Below are 21,578 nucleotides of genomic sequence, written 5' to 3'. Positions count from 1 at the left end.
CTTAGTCGTCGCGGTGAACTTTTTCGCGGCGCTCGTGGCGTTCTTGTGCTTCGAGCGTCATGGTCGCGATCGGACGCGCATCAAGACGTTTGAGGCTGATCGGTTCACCGGTCATTTCACAGTAGCCGTATTCGCCGTTGTCGATCCGACGGATCGCAGCGTCGATTTTCGAAACCAGCTTGCGCTCACGGTCACGGGTGCGCAGTTCCAGCGCACGGTCAGTTTCTTCAGACGCGCGGTCAGCAATGTCTGGAATGTTCCGTGTGCCCTCTTTCATGCCAGTGATCGTGTCGCGGCTTTCTTCGAGGATATCGTTTTTCCACGCAATCAATTTACGACGAAAATACTCGAGCTGACGCTCGTTCATAAACGGTTCGTCCTCGGCGGGACGGTAATCTTCCGGAAGAAAATTCTCGGCTTTCATCGAACTACCCTTAATCGCGCTGTCGGCCGTCATGTTGGGTTCATCGGCCATCAGCCACTCCCTCTAACTCGCGCCCTCCTTTACTCTCTCAGCACAGGAGTGTCACGCCCGAAAATGGTAATTTCGTCAATGGTTGCAGGTCGTTTTCGTCGTGATACTGTCACACGACTTTGAAGGGACGGACGACAATGCAGTTCAACGGAACCGATTCTTATGTGGCTGGCGACGATCTTAAGGTTGCGGTGAATGCCGCGGTCACGCTGGAACGTCCGCTCTTGGTCAAGGGGGAGCCGGGAACGGGAAAAACGGAACTGGCCCGTCAGGTCGCTGCGGCGCTAGGTCTGCGGATGATCGAATGGAACATCAAATCGACCACAAAGGCGCAACAGGGTCTTTATGAATACGACGCGGTGAGCCGTCTTCGGGACAGCCAGTTGGGCGACGAACGTGTTCACGATGTGAAAAACTACATCAAAAAAGGTAAGCTCTGGCAGGCGTTTGAGGCCGATGAAAAGGTCGTCCTTTTGATTGATGAGGTAGATAAGGCCGACATCGAATTTCCGAACGACCTGTTGCAAGAACTCGATCGGATGGAGTTCCATGTCTATGAGACGGGCGAAACGATCCGCGCAATCAATCGCCCGATCGTCATCATCACCTCGAACAATGAAAAGGAACTGCCCGACGCGTTTCTGCGCCGTTGTTTCTTTCACTACATTCGTTTCCCCGATGCCGACACGCTGCGCCAGATCATCGCGGTCCATCACCCCAATATCAAAGCCGACCTTTTGTCGACAGCCCTCACCCGCTTCTTTGAAGTGCGTGAAACCCCTGGGTTGAAAAAGAAACCATCGACCTCTGAAGTGCTCGACTGGCTGAAACTCCTCCTCGCAGAGGACCTCAGCGCCGAGGATTTGCGACAGGATTCGGGCAATGCGCTGCCGAAACTGCACGGCGCGCTGCTGAAAAATGAACAGGACGTTCATCTTTTCGAACGACTCGCCTTTATGGCGCGTCGGGCGCGCTGATCCTTCGATTCAACATCTTGCGGCATGATTGTTGCCACGCACTACGATAGTGGCGCGGCTGCGACACGATTTCGCCAAATTGGTAAACAATTGCCATTTTTCGCGTGATTTGTGGCAGCACGACGCCTTTTAGTTGTCGTGTTGCGTAAGGCTCGCCTTGGTAAAACCCCTTTGCGATCTGAATGCGGCCCCACTCCTTCGGCAGGTTAGGGTTGTGGGTAAATTGAGGAGAGCACTTTGACCAAGGCAAAAATGCCGGTCGAATGCCGCCAGTTCCCCCCCGCAATGGTTGCGGGTCGGGCTAGGCTGTGGACCGTTAAAGATCACCAGACCGCGCAATCGCGCCTGTCTGGACTGTTACAAACAATTGGCGCCACCCTGCTGGGCGCCAATGCGACCTGTCTGCCCAAAGGAGGCCTGCTATGAGAGCTGCCTACCTGATGGCCGTGACAACGTTGACCGCCTGCACACCGATGCCGCAGACGTTTGAACCGACCCGTGCGTTGAGCATGGAGGATCACCTGCCGCCAATGCGGACCTTTGCTAATAACAACGTCTCCTTGCCGACCCGCCCGAACAGCGAACTGCTGCGCGATTTCCTCGACCTCTCGTTCCGTATGGAGAGCGGTCGCCCGATTGCCACGCTCACACGGTTCGAAGGCCCAATTTCGGTGCGCGTCACTGGCCCCGCCAATGCGACCCTCGTCACCGATTTGCGCGCGCTTTTGGCGCGGATGCAAAACGAGGCGGGCATCGACATTTTCTTAACGGGTGCGCCTGAGGCCGCCATCACAATCCAAGCCATTCCACGGGCCGAGCTAACCCGCGCTGTCCCACGCGCCGCTTGTTTCGTGGTGCCCCGCGTATCGAGCTGGGAAGAGTTCAAACAAGTGCGCCGCACGCCGCAGGTCGATTGGACCACGCTGGAACGCCGCGACCGTGCGACCGTCTTTGTGCCCGCCGATGTGGCACCGCAAGAAATTCGCGACTGCCTGCACGAAGAACTAGCCCAAGCCATCGGCCCGCTCAACGATCTCTACCGCCTGCCGGATTCGATCTTTAACGATGACAACATGCATGCGGTGCTGACCAGCTTTGATATGCTGATGCTCAAGGCCTATTATTCGCCCGAACTGCGCAATGGCATGACCCGCGGTGAAGTCGCCGCGCGCCTGCCCGCCATCCTTGCCCGTTTGAACCCAGCAGGTGAACGCAGCGATGGTCGGCCCGTCAATGACACGTCCCGCGACTGGATTGACGCGATGGAAACGGCGCTGTCCTCTGGGACACCCGCTGGTGGACGAACCGCCGCGGCAGAGCGCGCTGTGAACCTTGCGCGCAGTTATGGATGGTCGAACACCCGCGAAGGCTTTGCCAATTTCGTCTATGGTCGCCTGCAAGTCGGGCGCGACCCTGCCCTCGCCCGTGCCGCGTTCGAGGCAGCAGACCGCGCCTATCGCGCCAGTGCCGAAACCCGTTTGCAACGCGCCCATGTGGCGGTGCAACTAGCGGCGTTCTCTCTCTCTGAAGGGGACAACATCCAGACCCTGCAGATCACGAACGAAGCGATCCCTATTGCAGCCGCTCATGAAAACGCGGCCCTACTTGCGACCCTCATGATGTTCAAAGCCGAAGCACTGGACAACCTCGGTCGTGCGTCAGAGGCGTCCCAAACCCGCATGGACAGTCTGGCGTGGGCGCGGTATGGATTTGGCTCTGATCAAAACGTCAGGACCCGATTGCGCGAGGTTGCCGCACTCGATCCAAGATAAGGAGAAACGCCCCATGCTTATCCCCATTTTCGGCCTGCTTCTCGGTGCCATTTTCGGGGGCCTTCGGGCAAAGCTACGGGGCGGCTCCGCCCTCGACATCCTGCAATGGGCAGCGGTTTACGCGCTGATCCTCGGCACGATCGCGCTGTTCATCATGATCGGGATCGACCGCAGCTATCGGCCATAATCGATGTTTCTGCCGTTTTTCGAAACCCTTCGGAAAGGCGGCGTGCCGGTCTCGTTGCGGGAGTTTCTGTCGTTCCTCGACGGGCTTGCCGCAGGGATCGCCACATATGACGTGGATGCGTTTTACTACCTCGCCCGCGCAGCGCTGGTAAAAGACGAACGCCACCTCGACAAATTCGACCGCGCTTTTGCCGCTAGTTTTGAAGGGCTTGAGAGCATCAGTTTCGACGATGTGGTCGAGGCGATGGACCTTCCTGAGGAATGGCTCCGCAAGCTCGCGGAAAAAACCCTGAGCGACGAGGAAAAAGCCGAAATCCAATCGCTCGGTGGGTTTGACAAGTTGATGGAGACGCTGAAACAGCGGCTCGAAGAACAAAAGGGCCGCCATCAAGGTGGATCGAAATGGGTCGGCACAGCGGGTACGTCGCCCTTTGGCGCCTATGGCTACAACCCCGAAGGCGTCCGTATTGGTCAAGACAAATCACGACACCAACGCGCCGTAAAAGTCTGGGACAAAAGGGAATTCAAGAACCTCGACGATAGCGTCGAACTTGGCACCCGCAACATTAAGGTCGCGCTGAAACGTCTGCGCAAATGGGCGCGTGATGGGGCGGCGGACGAGTTGGACCTTGATGGTACGATCCGCGCCACGGCAGAGCACGGCTATCTCGACGTGCAGACCCGCCCCGAACGGCGCAACGCGGTGAAGGTGCTGCTGTTCTTTGACATCGGCGGCTCAATGGACCCGCATATCAAGGTGGTCGAAGAACTCTTCAGCGCCGCACGGAGCGAGTTCAAACACCTCGAACATTTCTATTTCCATAACTGCCTCTACGAAGGCGTTTGGCGCGACAATGCCCGTCGTTGGAATGCGCAAACGCCGACATGGGACGTACTGCACACCTATGGCCCCGACTACAAATGCATCTTTGTCGGTGACGCCTCGATGTCCCCCTATGAAATCGCCTATCGCGGCGGGGCCAATGAACATTGGAACGAAGAGGCAGGACAGGTTTGGCTCGAGCGGGCGCGAGATCAGTGGTCCAATCACCTGTGGATCAACCCTGTTCCTGAACGGCTTTGGGGGTATACTCAATCCATCGGAATGATCCGCGACATCTTTGGTGCTGACCGCATGGTGCCGATGACGCTCGAAGGGATCGAACGCGGCATGAAGGCGCTGGGATGAGCAGGCTAAACCGTTTCTTTACCAAACACCGCATCGCCATTGTGGGCTTTGCGCTGGCTGTCGTTTTGCTGGGGTTCTTCCTCGTTAAATTCGTGCTCGACATGCTGTTTTGGAATGATCCCGCCCACCGGCGCGTTGATCCTGCGGAATGGATGACACCTGGTTTCATCGCGCACAGCTGGCATGTGGATAGTCGCGACCTCGCCACCGCCATCGGCATCACGGAAAAACCCGAAGGCCGACCGACGCTCGAAGATATCGCAGAGTTGCGCGGTGTCCCCGTGGCCCAAGTCATCGCCGAAGTTCAGGCCTTTTTAGCGGAGAACGTGCGGTGACCGAATGGGTTTTGGGGCAAGTCGCGGTCTATGGTGCGTGGATCTTGTTCATTGTAACCTTCCTGTCGTGTCTCGCCCTACCGATCCCTGCCTCTCTTGCGATGATGGCGGGGGGCGCCTTTGTCGGCGCGGGTGATTTGAGCTACCTCGCCGTGTCCTCTGCGGCCTTTGGGGGCGCGATGGTAGGCGATCAGACGGGTTATATCATCGGCAAACATGGTGGCCGCCATATCCGCCATAAGATCATTAGCCACCCCAAACGGGCGAAACTGTTTCAACAGGCCCAAGACCTCACCCACAAACATGGCGGCATAGCGATTTTCCTTAGCCGTTGGGCGCTCAGCCCGCTGGGGCCATATGCCAATATCGCGGGCGGGATCGTGGGGATGAACCGTCTGCGGTTCACCATCTGGGGCGCCGCAGGCGAGGCTGTTTGGGTTCTGATCTACATCACCCTCGGCCTCCTGTTCGCGGATCAGATCATCTATGCGGCAGAAGTTGCCTCTGACCTCTCGGGCCTTCTGGTCGCGCTCGTCCTCACGTTAGGCTTTGGCCATTGGCTGTGGAAACGGTGGCGCGATCATCATCGCCATGGTTAGGCTTGTCGCGGGGCGTGAGGCTCCCATATTTACACCATGCGCTATCTGATTTTCGTCCTCCCGATCCTCTATGCCCTCGCCATGTGGCATTTCTCGTCGTGGCGTTTGCGGCGCGAGCTGGATGCGAAATCGACGGAACTCGCCGATCCTGCGCTGAAACCTGTAACGGATAGGTTGGCCAAGGCTCTCGATATTCCAAGGGTGCGGGTCTTTGTCTACGAAATCCCCCAGATCAACGGTCTGGCCGCCCCTGACGGACGGATTTTCATCACCCGTGGGTTCCTGCAAAAGTTCCGCACAGGTGAGGTCACGGGCGAAGAGATCGCCAGTGTGATCGCCCATGAAATGGGTCACGTGGCCTTGGGCCATTCGCGCCGCCGGATGATTGATTTCAGTGGGCAAAACGCACTGCGGATGCTGCTGATGGGGATCCTCGGTCGGTTTATTCCGGTGATCGGGCCGTGGCTCGCCAATACGCTTTTATCGCTCTTAGCCGCGAAACTGTCCCGCCGTGATGAATACGAGGCCGACGCCTATGCGACCGCGCTCTTGCTCAAGGCGGGGATCGGGGCCGACCCACAGATCAGCCTGTTTCAGAAACTCGAACGGCTCTCTGGTGGCCACGCGAACCAAATCCCTGCATGGCTATTGAGCCATCCAAAGGCCGACGAACGCATCGCCGCCATCCGCGACAACACGGCAAAGTGGGCCTAATCCAGCGCTTTACCCAAACGGGGCAACCGGGCTTTTTTCATAAGGGACCGCATGGTCCAATCGTCTGCTGACAATCGCCGCGCCTCTGCCAGAACGGCATCTGCGGCGGCTTGGACCTGCGCGGGATGGTCGAGCCAGAGGGAATAAAGGAACCCGTCAGGGTCCAGCCGCGCTAAGCCCTCTTCGGCCAATACGTGTTTCGGGAAATCTTTGGCGTTGATCGTCAGGATCGCGTCACACGACCCTGCAATCGCCGAAGCCAGCACGTGAATGTCGTTCTGGTCCGAGAGCCACAACCGTTGTTCGACATGGGGCGCGACAGGCACAATCGCCCGAGGGAACCGTGCGGACAACAGCGCGATCTCGCCCCGCGCAATGGCCTCTGCCCCTTCGCCGAGCTTGGGCGTTGCTCGCGCCCATTCCTCAAGGATGCGATCCGACCAGCGGGGTTCAAACAACCCCTGTGCCGCGACGCCCAGCACCACTTCCCGCATGACCGTGGGAAACAGAACGCAGGCGTCGATCAGAACTCTCACAGGCGGAAAAAGACGGATTTCAGATATCCGCTCTCTGCGAGTTGCGGCATCATCGGGTGATCGGCCCCAGCGTAGCCCGTGTGGATGATCTGCGCAGAGCGCCCTGCCCGACCGATCCCGCGTGCAGACGCATTGCGGAATTTCGACAGGTCCGCAGCGTGCGAACAGGAACAGAGCGCAAGGTAACCGCCCTCACGTACAAGCGGCGCAGCAAGACGCGCCACACGTTCATAAGCCCGCAAGCCAGCCTCAAGCGATTGTTTCGACGGGGCAAAGGCAGGCGGATCACAGACGACCACGTCAAAGGTTTCGCCTTCTTCGGCCAAGGCCGCTAGCACATCGAACGCATCGCCCTTGCGGGTTGCGAATTTCGACGACACACCCATCGCCTCTGCGCCTTGTTCGGCAAGCGATAGCGCCGCAGCTGATCCATCAACCGCCAGCGCACTCTCTGCGCCGCCAGCAAGTGCAGCTAGCGAGAACCCACCCACGTGCGAAAATACGTCGAGCACTTTCGCGCCCTTACACAGCCCCGCATTGAACGCATGGTTCGGGCGTTGGTCATAGAACAGGCCCGTTTTCTGGCCGCCCATAACGTCTGCCATATAGATCGCACCGTTCATCGGCACGGGGATCGGCGCTGTTGGGGCGTCACCCGCAACGACCTTCATTTCCTCAGGCAGACCTTCGAGGCCGCGTGCACGACCAGAGCCGTTCATGATCACGGTCTTAATGCCAACGACCTCTTGGAGAGCCGCAGTAAACTCAGGCACCAGACGATCCGCCCAAGCCGCGTTCGGCTGCATCACAACGGTATCACCGAAACGGTCGATCACAACGCCAGGGAACCCGTCAGCCTCAGCATGAACCAAACGATAGAACGGTTCTGCAAAGACACGTTCGCGATGGTCGAGAGCCTTTTTCAGACGCCCCGCAATCCAAGCCTGATCAATCACCGCCGATGTATCGCGATCCAGCATCCGCGCGATAATGCGCGAGTCTGGATTAAACGCCACAAGGCCGAGCGGTTGCCGTTCGGCATCCTGCAATTCGGCAATAGCGCCCGCCTCGATCGCCTTGGTGCGGCGGTCGGTGACGAGGTCGTTGGAATAAACCCACGGGAAGCCAAAGCGGATCGCTCTGGCGTCAGCTTTGGGCATGAGGCGCACAATAGGCAAAGAGGACGGCATGTTCATGCCGCCCTCCTACTCTGTTTCGTAAGCCTCGGAAAGGCTGTTAGTGCGTCAGAACCTGTGCAAGCGCACCAACAAGGTAGTCCTTAACGAACATCCGCTCGGAATAGCCGCGGGCATCCATCGCCAGCACATCATCAGGGTGCGGGCTATCTAGGACGAGGCGCACATTGCGCGGACCTTCGATCACGTCACCTGTATTGGCATTGCGCACTACAAGGACAAAGTTGATGTCGTAGTCGCCCTGAAAAGAATAACGGGTGCGCTGGGTCAGGCCGTGGAACCGCGTCAGCGTCATTTCAGCAACGACAGGCACCTGACCACGCAGACGTTCCGCACCATCGCGAGCAGCCTCTTCGAATAGAACGCGGAGTTGTTCGTGACGCGTGCCGCCAATATCCCCACGCCACACGATGTCGGCTACAGGTTTAATCGAATTTGCCTCAGAGACGGAAAGTGTCTCGGGCACAATGATCTGAACGTTCCGCACGGTGTAGCTTGGCAAAGCCTGCTCACCCACCGAAGGCAACGGCGCCTCTAGCGTTGCATTTCGGGTTACACCATTGTCACTCACACACCCAGCAACAAAGAACACCAGTGCAGTTGCAAATACTGTTTTCAAAAGTCGCATCTTCAGTCCCTTCGGCAGCCATTCGGCCACTCTTCTACCATTAAGGTTTGATTAACTATCCACTCGAATAGCGGCACAACTGTGGCGGGAGTGGTCTGATTTCGTGAAACTTCACTCGCACGGCACCGATGGGTTTTCTGTTGTCATGATAGTTGTTAGCGTTAACATATTGTGCTAAACGGCCCGTCGAGAGAGAGACCGCAGGAGAATCCAATGTCCCTTCACCGGACGCTAGTCGAGGTAACCGACCGTATCCGCGCGCGCAGTGAAAACACGCGCAGCACCTATCTGGACCACATGTCAGCCGCTGCTGCCCAAGGGCCGCGCCGTGCCCACCTCGCCTGCGGAAACCAAGCTCACGCCTATGCTGCGATGGGTGCAGACAAGGCAGCGCTCGTTGATGACCGCGCCCCGAACCTCGGCATTATTACTGCTTACAATGATATGCTTTCGGCGCATCAGCCGTATGAAACCTACCCCGCCATGATCCGCGATATCGCCCGCAAGGTCGGCGCGACGGCACAGGTCGCAGGCGGTGTGCCTGCGATGTGCGATGGCGTGACCCAAGGCCAAACGGGAATGGAGTTGTCGCTCTTTTCCCGCGACGTTATCGCGCTGGCTGCTGGCGTTGGCCTATCGCACAACACTTTTGATGCCGCGCTTTACCTTGGCGTCTGCGATAAAATCGTGCCCGGCCTCGTGATGGCTGCGGCGACTTTTGGCTATCTCCCTGCGGTGTTCATCCCCGCTGGACCGATGACCTCTGGCCTGCCGAACGATGAAAAGGCCAAGGTCCGCCAGAAATTCGCAACGGGCGAAGTCGGTCGTGACAAACTGATGGAGGCTGAAATGGCCTCTTACCACGGTCCGGGCACCTGCACCTTCTACGGCACCGCGAACACCAACCAAATGTTGATGGAGTTCATGGGCCTCCACCTCCCCGGTTCGTCTTTCGTGAACCCGAACACACCATTGCGTGATGCACTCACTGTTGCGGGCGTTGAACGTGCGGCGCAGATCACATCGCTGGGCAACGAATTTACGCCCGCCTGTGACGTGCTGGATGAACGCGCCTTTGTGAACGGCATCGTGGGTCTGATGGCAACGGGTGGGTCAACGAACCTCGTTCTGCACTTGCCTGCGATGGCCCGTGCGGCGGGGATCATCCTCGACCTCGAAGATTTCGCGCAACTGTCTGAAGCGGTTCCGCTCTTAGCCAAGGTCTATCCAAACGGCCTCGCTGACGTGAACCACTTCCACGCGGCGGGCGGTCTTCAGTTCATGATCTCCGAGCTGCTGAACGCTGGTCTGCTGCATGACGACGTGACCACGATTGCGGGCAAGGGACTTGAGCGCTACACCCAAGAGCCGAAATTGGTAGACGGTCGCGTACAATATGCTGAAGGCCCCAAGGAGACGCTGAACGACAAAATCCTCCGCCCTGTGGCAGAGCCGTTCAACGCGCATGGTGGCCTGCAGCAACTCACAGGCAACCTTGGCCGTGGGGTGATCAAAGTTTCTGCCGTCGCCGAGGACCGCCAAATCATCGAAGCCCCCTGCCGCGTGTTCCACGAACAGGCCGACGTAAAGAAAGCCTTCCAGAACGGCGAATTCACAGGCGACACAGTGGTTGTTGTCCGCTTCCAAGGGCCGTCCTCGAACGGGATGCCTGAATTGCACTCGCTGACGCCGACCCTCTCGGTTCTGCAAGACCGTGGGTATAAAATGGCGCTCGTGACCGATGGCCGTATGTCGGGCGCATCGGGCAAAGTGCCTGCCGCGATCCACGTTTCACCCGAGGCCGCGAACGGTGGTCCGCTCGCCTATTTGCAAGACGGTGACATTGTTCGCCTCGATGCAAAGGCGGGTACGCTCGAGGTGATCGGCGTGGACCTGTCCACCCGCACTGCCGCTACGCCTGACCTTTCGGCAAATGGCAACGGCGTTGGCCGCGAACTCTTTGACGTTTTCCGCCGCAATGTCGGCCTCGCTTCTGACGGCGCTGCGGTCGTCCTCTGACCGCGCCCATTCATTCAACAGGATTAAACATATGACCCCTGAAGCTGCATCCATCGAAGCCCGCAAAATCTGCGAACTGGCCCCCGTTGTTCCTGTGCTCGTCGTCGACGACGCAAGTACCGCTGCGGATCTCGCACGCGCCCTCGTCGCGGGTGGTCTGCCGGCGCTCGAAGTGACACTGCGCACCCCTTCTGCACTTGATGTCATCCGCGAGATGGCAACCGTTCAGGGTGGCGTTGTTGGTGCGGGCACCCTCCTCACCCCAAAAGACGTCGAAGCGGCCAAGGCTGCGGGCGCGACCTTTGGCGTGTCGCCGGGTGTGACCGACGAACTTCTTGATGCTTGCGAGGCAAACGACCTGCCGCTTCTGCCAGGGACCGCAACCCCGTCGGACGTGATGAAGCTCTATGCGCGCGGCTATACCGTAATGAAGTTCTTCCCAGCCGAGGCAAACGGCGGCGCCCCTGCGCTCAAGGCGATTGGCGCACCGATCCCGCAGGTCAAATTCTGCCCCACTGGTGGCATCAGCATGAAGAACGTCAACGACTACCTGTCGCTGTCCAACGTGCTGTGCTGCGGTGGATCATGGGTCGCACCTGCGAACCTCGTCAAAGCTGGCGATTGGGCTGGGATCGAGGCATTGGCCAAAGAGGCCGCCGCGCTCGCCCGCTAATCCCTATTGGGTGATAACCCGTGCAGACCGTCCGCCGCGCCGCGCCGGGCGGTCTGTTTTTTCCAGAGCCGCCTTGAGCGTCACCGTCATCGGGTGATCTGCTGGCTCATCCGCGTGCCGCTCTAGCAGCTGACGCACGAAATCGTCGGTGTCCTCTTCGACAGGCACCTTGAGAACCCAGCCAAGGAAAATCGTCCGGCAATCGTCGGCACCAATGCCGTCGATGTTATAGGACTCGCGAATAACGCCTACAGGGTCGAGTTTGTCTTTTGACATGGTCCATCTAATCCAACAAACGGGTGATAACCGCATCCGCCTCTGCCGCGGCTGCCTCCATCGTCTGAAGTAAGCTGTCGGTGTCGGCACATCCGGTCTCCCGCAAGATAAAGCGCCGACCGCCTTCGCCAAGGTCTTCGGGATGTAAAACACCCCCCGTGAGAAGTCGGGCTGCTGCCTGCAGTTGCCAAAATAGCGCGGCAGAACGTGTTAGGGCCGCTTCATCCGCGGCATCCAGCCATCCAGAGGCGACACCCGCCGCGATCTGTTCGGGCACGGTGCGCGCTGCACTCCCCGCTCGCAACGCTGCTGTCTGGGCGCAAAGTTCGACATCCTGCAACCGTCCCGCCCCGATTTTCGCGTCCCAATCACCCTGAGGCGCTTTGGCCTCTGCGATGCGACGGCGCATATCGGCCACATCGGTCAATACCGTCTGGCCCGTCGATTTTTCGTTGAGCACCGCGAGGCGGAGTGCCTCGACCTCGGCCCCCAGTTCCATGTTCCCCGCAACAGGCCGCGCCCGCGTCAGCGCGAGGTGTTCCCATGTCCACGCCTCTGTCCGCTGATAATTGTCGAACGATAGGATCGAGGTCGCGACAGGCCCCTGCCGCCCCGAGGGACGAAGCCGCATATCCACCTCATAGAGCCGCCCATCCGTCATCGGTGCGGTCACAGCGGTCAAGAGCGCTTGGGTCAGGCGGGCGTAATAGGGGCGCGTTGCAAGAGGACGCAGTCCATCGGACATTTCCACACCCTGATCGTCGTAGATCATTATCAGGTCGAGGTCTGATCCCGCATTGAGCCGCGCAGCCCCGAGCGATCCCATGCCAAGGACCACAGCCCCCCGCCCCGGAGGAGTGCCATGTTTCGCGCTGAACTCTGCCACGACCAGCGGCCAAAGCCCCGCGATCACGGCCTCTGCCAGTTCCGCATATTGGCGCCCGCTTTCTTGGGCATCGATCAAGCCGCGCAGATGATGCACGCCAACGCGGAAGTGCCATTCCTTCATGAACCGCCGCGCCATATTCAGCTGCGCCTCATAATCGGGTGCCTCTGACATTGCGCGAGCGAGCAACCGCGACAGTTCTTCGACGCCGGGCCAAGGGGCAAAGAACGACCCGCCGATCACCATGTCGAACACATCAGAGTTGCGCGACAGATATTGCGCCAGCGCAGGGGCCGTCGAACAAATGTCCACGATCAATTGGGTCAGCGACGGGTTCGCATCAAAGAGCGAAAACAGCTGAACGCCCGCAGGCAATCCGCGCAAGAACCCGTCGAACTGCAACAGCGCCTCATCGGGCTTTGCCGCCTCTTTCAAACGACCGAAAATCTCTGGCTTCAGACGTTTAAAAATATCGACCGCGCGCTCCGACCGGAACGCAGGATAGCCGCGCCACTGGGCTTCCATCTCTGCGCCAAAATCGTCTTCGGGCTTTGCCGCCTGACCGGGGGCAAAGAACCCTTCGGTTAGGGTGTGCACCTCTTCGCACCGTTGGGTCAGTTCGGCCCGCAAGTCTGCAACGTCGCGATCCATAAAGGCCGCAAGTCGCGCCCAACCCTCTGCCGAATTTGGCAAAGCATGGGTCTGCTGGTCGTTGATCATCTGAACGCGGTGCTCGACCTCGCGGTGGAAACGATAATGATCATAGAGCGTTACAGCGTCCTGCTCAGGCACCCACCCCGCTGCCGCAAGCCGTTCCAGCCCGCGCCGTGTTTCACGCACCCGCAATTTCGGATCACGACCACCCGCAATCAACTGGCGGGTCTGGGTGAAGAACTCGATCTCCCTGATCCCGCCACGACCTAGCTTAATGTTATGCCCATCAAGGTTCAGCGCCCCATGCAGCCCCTTATGGTCGCGGATTTTCAGCCGCATGTCATGGGCATCCTGAATCGCCGCAAAATCGAGGTGCTTGCGCCAAACAAACGGGCGCAGGGTTTCAAGAAACTTCGCCCCGCCCTCTAGGTCGCCTGCGGCTGGACGCGCCTTAATGTAGGCGGCACGTTCCCACGTCCGACCGACGGACTCATAATAATGCTCAGCCGCGATCATCGGGATACAGACGGGCGTGACGCTGGCATCGGGACGCAAACGCAGGTCGGTGCGGAACACGTAACCTTCGGCGGTGTTGTCCGACAAGAGCGTGGTCAACTTGCGCGTCACACGGATAAAGGCCGCCCGCGCGTCGTGGTAATTGCTGTCATCGAACCGCTCTTCGTCAAAGAGCATGATCAGGTCGATGTCAGAGGAATAGTTCAACTCTCCCGCACCGCCCTTGCCCATGGCCAAAGCGACCATTCCGCCCGCCGTTTCAGCGGCCTCATCAGACAGGCCCGGGATTTTCCCGCGCCCAATCTCATGCGCTACGAGTGTCTTTAGACACACATCGACAGAGGCATCCGCGAAATCAGAGAGCGCTTGGGTGACCGTTTCCAGCGGCCATACCCCACCCAAATCAGCCAAGCCCGTCAGCAGAGCCACGCGCCGTTTCGCTTGCCTCAGGCCAGAAGACAGCTGATCAACCGAAAGTGCTGCGACTTCTGTCAAGACACCCTTAAACGCCGCCTCGGGGTCGTCAAAGGCAGGCACGATCCACGCCGCTTCTTTCTTCATCAGGTCGAGCAAATAGGGGCTGCACCCGCCCGCCCCTTTGACCAAAGGCACCAGCCCCGCTGGGGTGTCAGGCAAATAGCCGATAGCGTCCTCTGCACGGTCAGTATCAAATGGACGGGGGCTGCGGGTCAGTCGGGATTCGAAGGTCATGGGCACACTCTCATAGGCCATTGAATTTTCGTCAATTCCCCATTCAACTGCCTTGATCAGACGCAAAGCGGAGAAAGTGATGAGCAAGAGCCTGAAACGTGTGACCAAAGCGCTCCATGACGCGGGTCTCGACATCACGCCCGTCGAATTGGGCGAAGCTCGCACCGCCGCCCAAGCTGCAGAGGCCGCTGGCTACACCATCGACCAAATTGCCAAATCGATCATCTTTCAGGGCGAAACCTCAGGCGAGGCGATCCTATTTTTGACCGCGGGCGGGAACCAAGTCTGCGCGGAAAAGGCCACCGCACTAGCAGGCGAACCTTTGGGCCGTGCCGATGCAAACCTCGTGCGGGCGCAGACAGGCTTTGCCATTGGCGGTGTGTCCCCTGTCGGCCACCTGAACCCGATCCGTGCGTTTTTCGATCCGCGCCTGTCTGAATTCACCGAAATCTGGGCCGCAGCGGGCACCCCGCGCCATATCTTTCCCATCGCCCCTGTCGATCTTTTGCGGATCACAGGCGCAAATTCTGCCGATTTCACGAAATAATTTCTGAACGGGATCAATCCCTTAATCGCACAACCAGAAATAAATGTGAAAATCTTTAACATAGACCCTTGAAGGTGGGGTTGGGCATTCCGATATCGGTGATGTGAAACGGATTAACATCACCCCCGAAACGGAGCCCTTCAATGTCTGATACCTTTACGACCCCTCACCCGACCGCACCGAAAGGTGGCTGGTTCACGCGGGCCGAAACTTGGCTCGACGAACGCGGCAAAGGCGCTTGGATCGCCGCTATGGTCCTTGGCTTTATCTTTTTCTGGCCGGTCGGCCTCGCCCTTCTTGCATATATGATCTGGAGCAAACGCATGTTCAGTGGAAAATGTTCTAACCGCCGCAAGGCACACTCTCCCTTTGGTTCGCACGCGGCCTACCGCACCTCTGGCAACTCCGCGTTCGACGCTTACAAAAACGAAACGCTGCGCCGCCTTGAACAGGAACAGCAGGACTTTGAGGCCTTCCTTGAGCGTCTGCGCGAAGCCAAAGACAAATCGGAATTCGATCAATTCATGGATGACCGTGCGCGTGCCGCTCGTGCGCCCAAAGAATAAGACGAAACCGTCTAATCCAATTACCCTCGGGTGGCCGCTCCCCTCGGCCACCCACCCTCTGACCATGAAAGCGATACAATGACCTACGGCCTTCCTGATCCTCAGATGCGCGCCGATTTCTACGACGGTGTCACCGCCAAGCGCGCGATTGCGTGGGTGATCGACACGGCACTGATCCTCGGCACGGCAATCGTTCTGATCCCCTTTACGGCTTTCACCGCCCTGTTCTTTTTCCCTGTGTTTTTGTTTGTGGTGGGGTTCATCTATCGCTGGTCAACCCTGTCAGGCGCGGGCGCGACGTGGGGGATGCGGATGATGGGCGTCGAATTGCGTGACAGCGACGGCCACCGCTTGGACAGTCGCACCGCGTTTTGGCACACCATTGGCTATACCGTCTCGATCGCAGTCTTCCCACTGCAGCTCGTTTCGGTGCTGATGATGCTCCTCTCTGAACGGAACCAAGGTCTGACGGATCACATTCTAGGCACTGCCGCTATAAACAGAATGCTTTAGTCGTCGTAGAGACTTGGACAAACAGCGCGAGGTTGCTAACCTCGCGCAAATTCTTTGCGATCCGAGTATTAATGCGCCACACGCTCCCGATAGCGCCCCAGTTTTATGTGACGGCCCCGCAGCCCTGTCCGTATCTCGACGGACGGATGGAGCGGAAGCTGTTCACTGCACTTCAGGGCGACGGCGCGACAAAGCTCAACGATGCACTGTCCAAACAGGGCTTTCGTCGGTCGCAAAACGTGCTCTACCGCCCATCCTGCTCCGACTGTTCGGCCTGTATGTCCGCCCGCATCAGGGTTGCGGATTTTGCACCATCCAAAAGTCAGCGACGCGTGATCAAACGCAACCGCGCCCTCGCCCGCCGTGCGACCAGCCCTTGGGCAACTGAGGAACAGTTCGATCTGTTCCGCACCTACCTCGACAGTCGTCACGCGACGGGCGGCATGGCGGACATGGACCTCTTTGAATTTGCCGCCATGGTCGAGGAAACGCCGATCCGCACGCGGCTCATTGAATATACCGATGTCACAGACGAAGATCGCGCCCTGCGCGCCGTCTGCCTGACCGACATCCTCGATGACGGGTTGAGCATGGTTTATTCCTTCTTTGACCCAGAGCTAGAGCGCCAATCGCTCGGCACCTACCTCGTGCTTGATCATATCGAAATCGCCCGCGAAATGGGTCTTCCTTATGTCTACTTGGGCTATTGGGTGCCTGGCAGCCCTAAGATGGGCTATAAATCGAACTATTCCGCGCTCGAGATTTTTTATCAGGGCGCATGGCAGGACATCGGCAATCCCGACGATTACGAGGCAACGACCCATCCGCTCTCGATCGATCCGATTGCGGAACAAGTTTCGCGCATCCAACTGCCCGATAGCAAAACGGTGCGCTGATCGCGCACCGCTCTTTTAGTTTGACTGGCGCCTAGATTAACCGACCGCAATCGGCTCTAGGATATCCCCGAACAAGAAGTCCGACGCCGTCAGATCGTCTGCATTCATGTTTTCCATACGGATCATCAGGTCGCCGTATTCAATGATCGCGGCGCTTTCGTCTTGGGACAGCATAAGGTCGCCGAACGAGCCGCCAAGGATCTGCACCTTATCCTCACCGATGGTAAAGTCGCCGATCACGTCGGACCCGTCACCATCCGCAAAGTCAAAGATGTCATTGCCCGCATCACCAAACAGCGCGTCGTCGTCAATGCCACCTTGGATAAAGTCGTCACCGACCCCGCCGTGGATCGTATCGCTGTCATCGCCACCGTAGATGGTATCGTTGCCGCCACCGCCATAAATGTCGTCGTCATCGTTGTCGGGGGCCAGATCAGGTGTTTCGCCTACATCAGCGATGTCGAGGATTTGCACCTCATCAGGGCCTTGGCCGCCATAGATCACGTCGTCGCCAGAGCCGCCGTTGATATAGTCCGACCCTTCACCACCGATGATCATGTCCTTACCAAAGTTGCCGTAGAGCGTGTCGTTGTCAAAGCCGCCGTCAATGCTGTCATCACCCTTGCCGCCCCAAACTTGGTCCGCGTCATCGCCGGTGATGATCGTGTCAGCGCCGTTGCCGCCCCAGACCGTATCCATATCGTCTGTTGGATCGGTGTCTGCGGTGAACACACCTTCATAGGCCATGTCTGGCGTGCCGCTCACAGTACCAAGGGCGATATCGGCAACCACGACCTCGGTCGCCAGATTGCCCGAAGTGTCGATCACATCATTGCCCGCGCCGCCCGTCACAACATCGCTGCCATTGCCGCCGTTGATGGTGTCATCATCCGCACCACCGTGCAGTTTGTCGTCACCGTCACCGCCATAGATCAAATCGTCGCCCGAATTACCGAGGACCACATCATCACCAGCATCACCGTAGAGCACGTCCTTGCCCATGGCACCCCAAATGCTGTCGTCGCCCGTGCCGCCGCTGACCGTATCGTCGCCGCGACCACCATAGAGCGCGTCATTGCCAAGGTTGCCATTGATCGTATCGTTGCCAGCCCCGCCCGAGACGTTATCCGCCCCAGCACCGCCGCGCATGATATCGTTGCCAGCGCCACCCTTGAGCAGGTCGCCGCCTTCGCCGCCAAAGACCTTATCATCACCGAACCCGCCGTAGATCGAATCTTGACCGTTGTTTCCGTTCAGTTCGTCATTGCCGCCTTGGCCATAGATAATATCGTTGCCCACACCACCCGAGACGAAATCATCGCCCGTGCCACCGCGCACCGTGTCAGCCCCCGCGCCCGCGTCGATCACATCATCGCCATTAAAGCCGCGCAGGTCGTCATTACCGCCATATCCGTTGATCTGATCGGCAACCGCGCTGCCATTGATCGTTTCACCGTCTTCGGTGCCATTGAAAACCGCGAGGTCCGCATCAACGTTGACGCTAAAGTCATCAATCGGGGTGACGGCGATATCCGTTAGGTCTTCGCCATCGACGGTCAGTTCCAATTTCACCAGACCATCGGTCGAGTCATATTCGACCGTCACAACGCCAGTGTCGGAATAGACATAGAGCGTATCGCCCGTTTGGGTCGGCCCAATGCCGACGATCTCTTGGGTGCCTTGCGGGATGACGTTGTCATCGCCATCGACCAGCGCAACGAACAAATCTGTCGCCCCATCGGTCGCAAGCGATGGTTCCTCCCAGATAAAAACGCTCGTCCCTGCCGCGTTTCCAATATCAACCGCTGGGACCAAATAGGTTACACCAACTGCGGTAACGGCCTGACGTGCAGCAATCAGATCATTAATCAAAGTCATTCTAAAATCCCCCACGATTAAACAACCATAGGGACCATGCCTCATTTTCGACACAATCGTAAAGAAATTCCTAATGCGGTGGCTCTGCCGCCCTCACAAATCATGTGAATAACTCGGATTGGCCTGAACTGAGAAACAATCTCGCCCAAAGCCCTGCGATTTAACGGCCCGTTAACCAGTTAATCGCCCCAAGCGGTCCCTTATCGATTCGACCCCACCCGCGACAAATTGAAAGAAAGTTGCGAAAAATGCCCGCCTCACGACATTTTCTCTATCAGACAGGTTGACCTCGCTTTTCCGGCGTGCATAAGGTTCGCGCACGCAATCGAAAGGCCCGAGGGATGAAAAACCTTCTAGTAGTGGTGGGAAAATGGCGCATGGGCCGGTAACGGTTTTACCATAACGGTTCCCCATGCGCCCCCGAAAATCTCGGGGGCTTTTTTGTATGAAAACGACGTTAAAAGTAACGACGACGCAGGATAAGGAAGAACGAAGATGTCTCGTCAGATGACCGGCGCTAAAATGGTTGTTCAAGCTCTGAAAGATCAGGGTGTGGACACGATATTCGGTTACCCCGGCGGCGCCGTGCTACCGATCTATGACGAAATTTTCCAACAGAGCGACATCACCCACGTTCTGGTCCGTCACGAACAGGCTGCGATCCACGCCGCCGAAGGGTATGCGCGCTCGACCGGTAAGGTGGGCGTTGCTCTCGTAACCTCTGGTCCAGGTGCGACGAACGCTGTCACCGGTCTGACCGATGCGCTGATGGACTCGATCCCGATCGTTGTTTTCTCGGGTCAGGTTCCGACCTTTATGATTGGTTCGGATGCGTTCCAAGAGGCCGACACCGTTGGCATCACCCGCCCCTGCACCAAACACAACTGGCTGGTCAAAGACACCGCTCAGCTGTCTGGCACCATCCACGAGGCGTTCCACATCGCGGCGTCGGGTCGTCCGGGTCCAGTTCTGATCGACATCCCGAAAGATGTTCAATTCGCGACCGCCGAATACACCGAAAAGACCAAACGCAAATCACACTACCAACCACAGGTTAAGGGTTCCATCGAGGGCATCAATGACCTCGTGAAGCTGATGGAGAAATCCAAACGCCCGATCTTTTATACAGGCGGCGGCGTCATCAACTCTGGCCCTGCGGCCTCCCAACTGCTGCGCGAGTTGGTCGAAGCAACCGGCTTCCCGATCACCTCGACCCTGATGGGTCTGGGCGCTTATCCTGCGTCTGGCGACAAATGGCTCGGTATGCTGGGTATGCACGGCCTTTATGAAGCCAACATGGCGATGCACGACTGTGATCTGATGATCAACATCGGCGCACGTTTCGACGACCGTATCACGGGCCGCATTGATGCTTTCTCGCCAAAGTCGAAGAAGGTTCACATCGATATCGATCCGTCCTCGATCAACAAGGTCATCCACGTCGACCTCGGCATCGTTGGCGATGTTGCGCATGTCCTTGAGGACATCCTGAAAGTCTGGAAATCCCGTGGCCGCGTGACCGAAAAAGAAGGTCTGGCGAAATGGTGGACCCAGATCAACGAATGGCGCAAAATTGACTGCCTCGCCTACACGGGCTCTGAAAAGACGATCAAACCGCAATACGCGCTGCAACGTCTCGAAGAACTGACCAAAGGCATGGATCGTTACATCACGACCGAGGTTGGCCAGCACCAGATGTGGGCCGCACAGTTCCTCGGCTTTGAAGATCCGAACCGTTGGATGACCTCGGGCGGTCTGGGCACAATGGGCTACGGTTTCCCTGCGTCTATCGGCGTTCAGATGGCACACCGCGATGCTCTCGTTATCAACGTCGCGGGCGAAGCGTCGTGGCTGATGAACATGCAAGAAATGGGCACCGCGATGCAGTATCGCCTGCCTGTGAAGCAGTTCATTCTCAACAATGAACGCCTCGGCATGGTCCGTCAGTGGCAAGAACTGCTGCACGGCGAACGCTATTCGTCGTCGTGGTCTGAATCCCTGCCCGACTTCGTGAAACTCGCCGAAGCGTTCGGCGCCAAAGGCATCATCTGCAAAGACCCCGCTGACCTCGACGACGCGATCATGGAGATGATCAAACACGACGGTCCTGTGATCTTTGACTGCCTTGTTGAGAAACACGAGAACTGCTTCCCGATGATCCCGTCGGGCAAACCGCACAACGAAATGCTGCTTGCTGCAGATGCTGCGGCATTCGCCAGCGGCGCAACCCTAGTTTAAGGAGGACTAAAGATGTCTGCACTACGGATCAAAAAAGGCTCCTCCTCTCACTCGGCTTATGACCTACGCTCGACCTATGGCGACACCGTTGAACGCCATACCCTTGCGGTCACTGTGATGAACGAACCGGGCGTCCTCGCCCGTGTGATCGGCCTGTTTTCGGGTCGCGGCTACAACATAGAAAGCCTCACCGTGGCCGAAGTCGACCACGAAGGTCACAAGTCGCGCATCACCATCGTCACCTCTGGCACCCCGCAGGTGATCGTTCAGATCAAAGCCCAACTGGGCCGCATCATTCCCGTGCTCGAGGTTCATGACCTCACCGCCGAGGGACCGAGCGTTGAGCGTGAACTGGGCCTCTTTAAGGTCGCTGGCAAAGGCGAGCAGCGTGTTGAGGCGCTCCGACTTGCCGATATCTTCCGCGCCAGCGTGGTCGACACAACCCTGCAGAGCTTTGTGTTCGAACTCACTGGCACGCCCGAGAAAATCGACGCCTTTGCTGACCTGATGCGTCCCTTGGGTCTGGTCGAGGTGGCCCGCACGGGCGTTGCGGCCCTCTCGCGCGGCGATCACTAAATTCAGAAAGGGCGGGATCACA

General features: G+C 58.2%; 22 protein-coding genes. 15 read left to right on the top strand and 7 right to left on the bottom strand.

Features of this window, described 5'->3' with window-relative positions:
• Position 1: 1 nt before the first annotated feature.
• Positions 2 to 424 carry an RNA polymerase-binding protein DksA gene (gene dksA, locus QWY83_RS05215; protein WP_067549703.1) on the bottom strand — a complete coding sequence of 141 codons (423 nt, stop codon included), beginning with the start codon at positions 422 to 424 and terminating at the stop codon, positions 2 to 4.
• A 188-nt stretch (positions 425 to 612) separates the two neighbouring features.
• On the opposite strand from dksA, the gene QWY83_RS05210 reads away from it, so the two are divergent.
• The 7 genes from QWY83_RS05210 to QWY83_RS05180 all read left to right on the top strand — a co-directional run bounded on the left by QWY83_RS05210 (position 613) and on the right by QWY83_RS05180 (position 6,247).
• Positions 613 to 1,452: an AAA family ATPase gene (locus QWY83_RS05210; protein ID WP_249946299.1), complete on the top strand. Its 840-nt coding sequence runs from the start codon at positions 613 to 615 to the stop codon at positions 1,450 to 1,452.
• A gap of 422 nt (positions 1,453 to 1,874) precedes the next feature.
• Entirely contained in the window at positions 1,875 to 3,224 is a 1,350-nt protein-coding gene (locus tag QWY83_RS05205; RefSeq protein WP_105235275.1) for a DUF2927 domain-containing protein, read from the top strand.
• Between the two features lie 13 nt (positions 3,225 to 3,237).
• Positions 3,238 to 3,411: a hypothetical protein gene (locus QWY83_RS05200; RefSeq protein ID WP_167668774.1), complete on the top strand. Its 174-nt coding sequence runs from the start codon at positions 3,238 to 3,240 to the stop codon at positions 3,409 to 3,411.
• Between the two features lie 3 nt (positions 3,412 to 3,414).
• Entirely contained in the window at positions 3,415 to 4,599 is a 1,185-nt protein-coding gene (locus tag QWY83_RS05195) for a vWA domain-containing protein (protein WP_249946300.1), read from the top strand.
• Positions 4,596 to 4,934 (top strand): hypothetical protein, encoded by a 339-nt coding sequence (locus QWY83_RS05190; protein ID WP_249946301.1) that lies wholly within the window; start codon positions 4,596 to 4,598, stop codon positions 4,932 to 4,934. Before QWY83_RS05195 ends, QWY83_RS05190 begins: the two co-directional genes overlap by 4 nt.
• Positions 4,931 to 5,533, top strand: coding sequence for a DedA family protein (locus QWY83_RS05185; protein ID WP_249946302.1), 603 nt, complete (start codon positions 4,931 to 4,933; stop codon positions 5,531 to 5,533). Before QWY83_RS05190 ends, QWY83_RS05185 begins: the two co-directional genes overlap by 4 nt.
• A gap of 36 nt (positions 5,534 to 5,569) precedes the next feature.
• The gene (locus tag QWY83_RS05180) at positions 5,570 to 6,247 is read left to right on the top strand and encodes a M48 family metallopeptidase (RefSeq protein WP_249946303.1); all 678 of its coding nucleotides are present in this window, start codon (positions 5,570 to 5,572) and stop codon (positions 6,245 to 6,247) included.
• Here QWY83_RS05180 and QWY83_RS05175 read toward each other — a convergent pair.
• From QWY83_RS05175 to QWY83_RS05165, 3 genes are read right to left on the bottom strand one after another with little or no spacing between them, the layout of a single operon-like run.
• The gene (locus QWY83_RS05175) at positions 6,244 to 6,783 is read right to left on the bottom strand and encodes an RSP_2648 family PIN domain-containing protein (RefSeq protein ID WP_249946304.1); all 540 of its coding nucleotides are present in this window, start codon (positions 6,781 to 6,783) and stop codon (positions 6,244 to 6,246) included. The two genes, QWY83_RS05180 and QWY83_RS05175, sit on opposite strands and share 4 nt — an antisense overlap.
• The gene (locus tag QWY83_RS05170; RefSeq protein ID WP_249946305.1) at positions 6,780 to 7,979 is read right to left on the bottom strand and encodes an RSP_2647 family RNA methyltransferase; all 1,200 of its coding nucleotides are present in this window, start codon (positions 7,977 to 7,979) and stop codon (positions 6,780 to 6,782) included. The genes QWY83_RS05175 and QWY83_RS05170 overlap by 4 nt, the downstream gene beginning before the upstream one ends.
• Before the next feature lie 40 nt (positions 7,980 to 8,019).
• On the bottom strand, positions 8,020 to 8,607 hold the full coding sequence (locus tag QWY83_RS05165) for a DUF6778 family protein (RefSeq protein ID WP_249946306.1): 588 nt from the start codon (positions 8,605 to 8,607) through the stop codon (positions 8,020 to 8,022).
• Positions 8,608 to 8,820: 213 nt separating this feature from the next.
• Here QWY83_RS05165 and edd point away from each other — a divergent pair, with 213 nt between their 5' ends.
• Positions 8,821 to 10,626 (top strand): phosphogluconate dehydratase, encoded by a 1,806-nt coding sequence (gene edd / locus QWY83_RS05160; RefSeq protein ID WP_249946307.1) that lies wholly within the window; start codon positions 8,821 to 8,823, stop codon positions 10,624 to 10,626.
• Between the two features lie 31 nt (positions 10,627 to 10,657).
• On the top strand, positions 10,658 to 11,299 hold the full coding sequence (eda, locus tag QWY83_RS05155; protein WP_249946557.1) for a bifunctional 4-hydroxy-2-oxoglutarate aldolase/2-dehydro-3-deoxy-phosphogluconate aldolase: 642 nt from the start codon (positions 10,658 to 10,660) through the stop codon (positions 11,297 to 11,299).
• Between the two features lie 3 nt (positions 11,300 to 11,302).
• Here eda and QWY83_RS05150 read toward each other — a convergent pair whose 3' ends face one another.
• Positions 11,303 to 11,575, bottom strand: a complete 273-nt coding sequence (locus QWY83_RS05150; protein ID WP_067548875.1) for a hypothetical protein — start codon at positions 11,573 to 11,575, stop codon at positions 11,303 to 11,305.
• Positions 11,576 to 11,582: 7 nt separating this feature from the next.
• Complete coding sequence (gene glnE, locus QWY83_RS05145; protein WP_249946308.1) at positions 11,583 to 14,342, bottom strand: bifunctional [glutamate--ammonia ligase]-adenylyl-L-tyrosine phosphorylase/[glutamate--ammonia-ligase] adenylyltransferase; 2,760 nt, start codon at positions 14,340 to 14,342, stop codon at positions 11,583 to 11,585.
• Positions 14,343 to 14,421: 79 nt separating this feature from the next.
• On the opposite strand from glnE, the gene QWY83_RS05140 reads away from it, so the two are divergent.
• From QWY83_RS05140 to QWY83_RS05125, 4 genes are all read left to right on the top strand, one after another.
• Positions 14,422 to 14,889: a YbaK/EbsC family protein gene (locus tag QWY83_RS05140; RefSeq protein ID WP_249946309.1), complete on the top strand. Its 468-nt coding sequence runs from the start codon at positions 14,422 to 14,424 to the stop codon at positions 14,887 to 14,889.
• Between the two features lie 143 nt (positions 14,890 to 15,032).
• Positions 15,033 to 15,455 (top strand): DUF2852 domain-containing protein, encoded by a 423-nt coding sequence (locus QWY83_RS05135; RefSeq protein ID WP_249946310.1) that lies wholly within the window; start codon positions 15,033 to 15,035, stop codon positions 15,453 to 15,455.
• A 78-nt stretch (positions 15,456 to 15,533) separates the two neighbouring features.
• Positions 15,534 to 15,968, top strand: coding sequence for an RDD family protein (locus QWY83_RS05130; protein WP_249946311.1), 435 nt, complete (start codon positions 15,534 to 15,536; stop codon positions 15,966 to 15,968).
• Between the two features lie 71 nt (positions 15,969 to 16,039).
• Positions 16,040 to 16,864, top strand: coding sequence for an arginyltransferase (locus tag QWY83_RS05125; RefSeq protein WP_249946312.1), 825 nt, complete (start codon positions 16,040 to 16,042; stop codon positions 16,862 to 16,864).
• Between the two features lie 36 nt (positions 16,865 to 16,900).
• Here QWY83_RS05125 and QWY83_RS05120 read toward each other — a convergent pair whose 3' ends face one another.
• Positions 16,901 to 18,742 (bottom strand): calcium-binding protein, encoded by a 1,842-nt coding sequence (locus tag QWY83_RS05120; RefSeq protein ID WP_249946313.1) that lies wholly within the window; start codon positions 18,740 to 18,742, stop codon positions 16,901 to 16,903.
• A gap of 495 nt (positions 18,743 to 19,237) precedes the next feature.
• Here QWY83_RS05120 and QWY83_RS05115 point away from each other — a divergent pair, with 495 nt between their 5' ends.
• Together QWY83_RS05115 and ilvN are read left to right on the top strand one after the other, a co-directional pair.
• Entirely contained in the window at positions 19,238 to 20,980 is a 1,743-nt protein-coding gene (locus tag QWY83_RS05115) for an acetolactate synthase 3 large subunit (RefSeq protein WP_249946314.1), read from the top strand.
• A 12-nt stretch (positions 20,981 to 20,992) separates the two neighbouring features.
• A complete protein-coding gene (ilvN, locus tag QWY83_RS05110) occupies positions 20,993 to 21,556 on the top strand; it encodes an acetolactate synthase small subunit (RefSeq protein WP_105235291.1) in 564 nt (187 codons plus the stop codon).
• The last annotated feature ends 22 nt before the right edge of the window (positions 21,557 to 21,578 follow it).

Source organism: Marivivens donghaensis (assembly GCF_030410045.1).
Taxonomy (GTDB): Bacteria; Pseudomonadota; Alphaproteobacteria; order Rhodobacterales; family Rhodobacteraceae; genus Marivivens; species Marivivens donghaensis.
Note: the sequence above shows the minus strand (reverse complement) of the source record. Positions and strands in the feature narration are given on the sequence as shown.

Bases quoted from the DNA above. Each gene is read 5' to 3' on its own strand.
- glnE (WP_249946308.1), bottom strand. From the start codon at position 14,342: ATGACCTTCGAATCCCGACTGACCCGCAGCCCCCGTCCATTTGATACT.
- QWY83_RS05205 (WP_105235275.1), top strand. From the start codon at position 1,875: ATGAGAGCTGCCTACCTGATGGCCGTGACAACGTTGACCGCCTGCACA.
- QWY83_RS05125 (WP_249946312.1), top strand. From the start codon at position 16,040: ATGCGCCACACGCTCCCGATAGCGCCCCAGTTTTATGTGACGGCCCCG.
- QWY83_RS05210 (WP_249946299.1), top strand. From the start codon at position 613: ATGCAGTTCAACGGAACCGATTCTTATGTGGCTGGCGACGATCTTAAG.
- QWY83_RS05170 (WP_249946305.1), bottom strand. From the start codon at position 7,979: ATGAACATGCCGTCCTCTTTGCCTATTGTGCGCCTCATGCCCAAAGCT.
- QWY83_RS05150 (WP_067548875.1), bottom strand. From the start codon at position 11,575: ATGTCAAAAGACAAACTCGACCCTGTAGGCGTTATTCGCGAGTCCTAT.
- QWY83_RS05115 (WP_249946314.1), top strand. From the start codon at position 19,238: ATGTCTCGTCAGATGACCGGCGCTAAAATGGTTGTTCAAGCTCTGAAA.
- QWY83_RS05190 (WP_249946301.1), top strand. From the start codon at position 4,596: ATGAGCAGGCTAAACCGTTTCTTTACCAAACACCGCATCGCCATTGTG.
- QWY83_RS05180 (WP_249946303.1), top strand. From the start codon at position 5,570: ATGCGCTATCTGATTTTCGTCCTCCCGATCCTCTATGCCCTCGCCATG.
- QWY83_RS05120 (WP_249946313.1), bottom strand. From the start codon at position 18,742: ATGACTTTGATTAATGATCTGATTGCTGCACGTCAGGCCGTTACCGCA.
- edd (WP_249946307.1), top strand. From the start codon at position 8,821: ATGTCCCTTCACCGGACGCTAGTCGAGGTAACCGACCGTATCCGCGCG.
- QWY83_RS05165 (WP_249946306.1), bottom strand. From the start codon at position 8,607: ATGCGACTTTTGAAAACAGTATTTGCAACTGCACTGGTGTTCTTTGTT.
- QWY83_RS05135 (WP_249946310.1), top strand. From the start codon at position 15,033: ATGTCTGATACCTTTACGACCCCTCACCCGACCGCACCGAAAGGTGGC.
- dksA (WP_067549703.1), bottom strand. From the start codon at position 424: ATGAAAGCCGAGAATTTTCTTCCGGAAGATTACCGTCCCGCCGAGGAC.
- QWY83_RS05195 (WP_249946300.1), top strand. From the start codon at position 3,415: ATGTTTCTGCCGTTTTTCGAAACCCTTCGGAAAGGCGGCGTGCCGGTC.
- QWY83_RS05140 (WP_249946309.1), top strand. From the start codon at position 14,422: ATGAGCAAGAGCCTGAAACGTGTGACCAAAGCGCTCCATGACGCGGGT.
- ilvN (WP_105235291.1), top strand. From the start codon at position 20,993: ATGTCTGCACTACGGATCAAAAAAGGCTCCTCCTCTCACTCGGCTTAT.
- eda (WP_249946557.1), top strand. From the start codon at position 10,658: ATGACCCCTGAAGCTGCATCCATCGAAGCCCGCAAAATCTGCGAACTG.
- QWY83_RS05200 (WP_167668774.1), top strand. From the start codon at position 3,238: ATGCTTATCCCCATTTTCGGCCTGCTTCTCGGTGCCATTTTCGGGGGC.
- QWY83_RS05130 (WP_249946311.1), top strand. From the start codon at position 15,534: ATGACCTACGGCCTTCCTGATCCTCAGATGCGCGCCGATTTCTACGAC.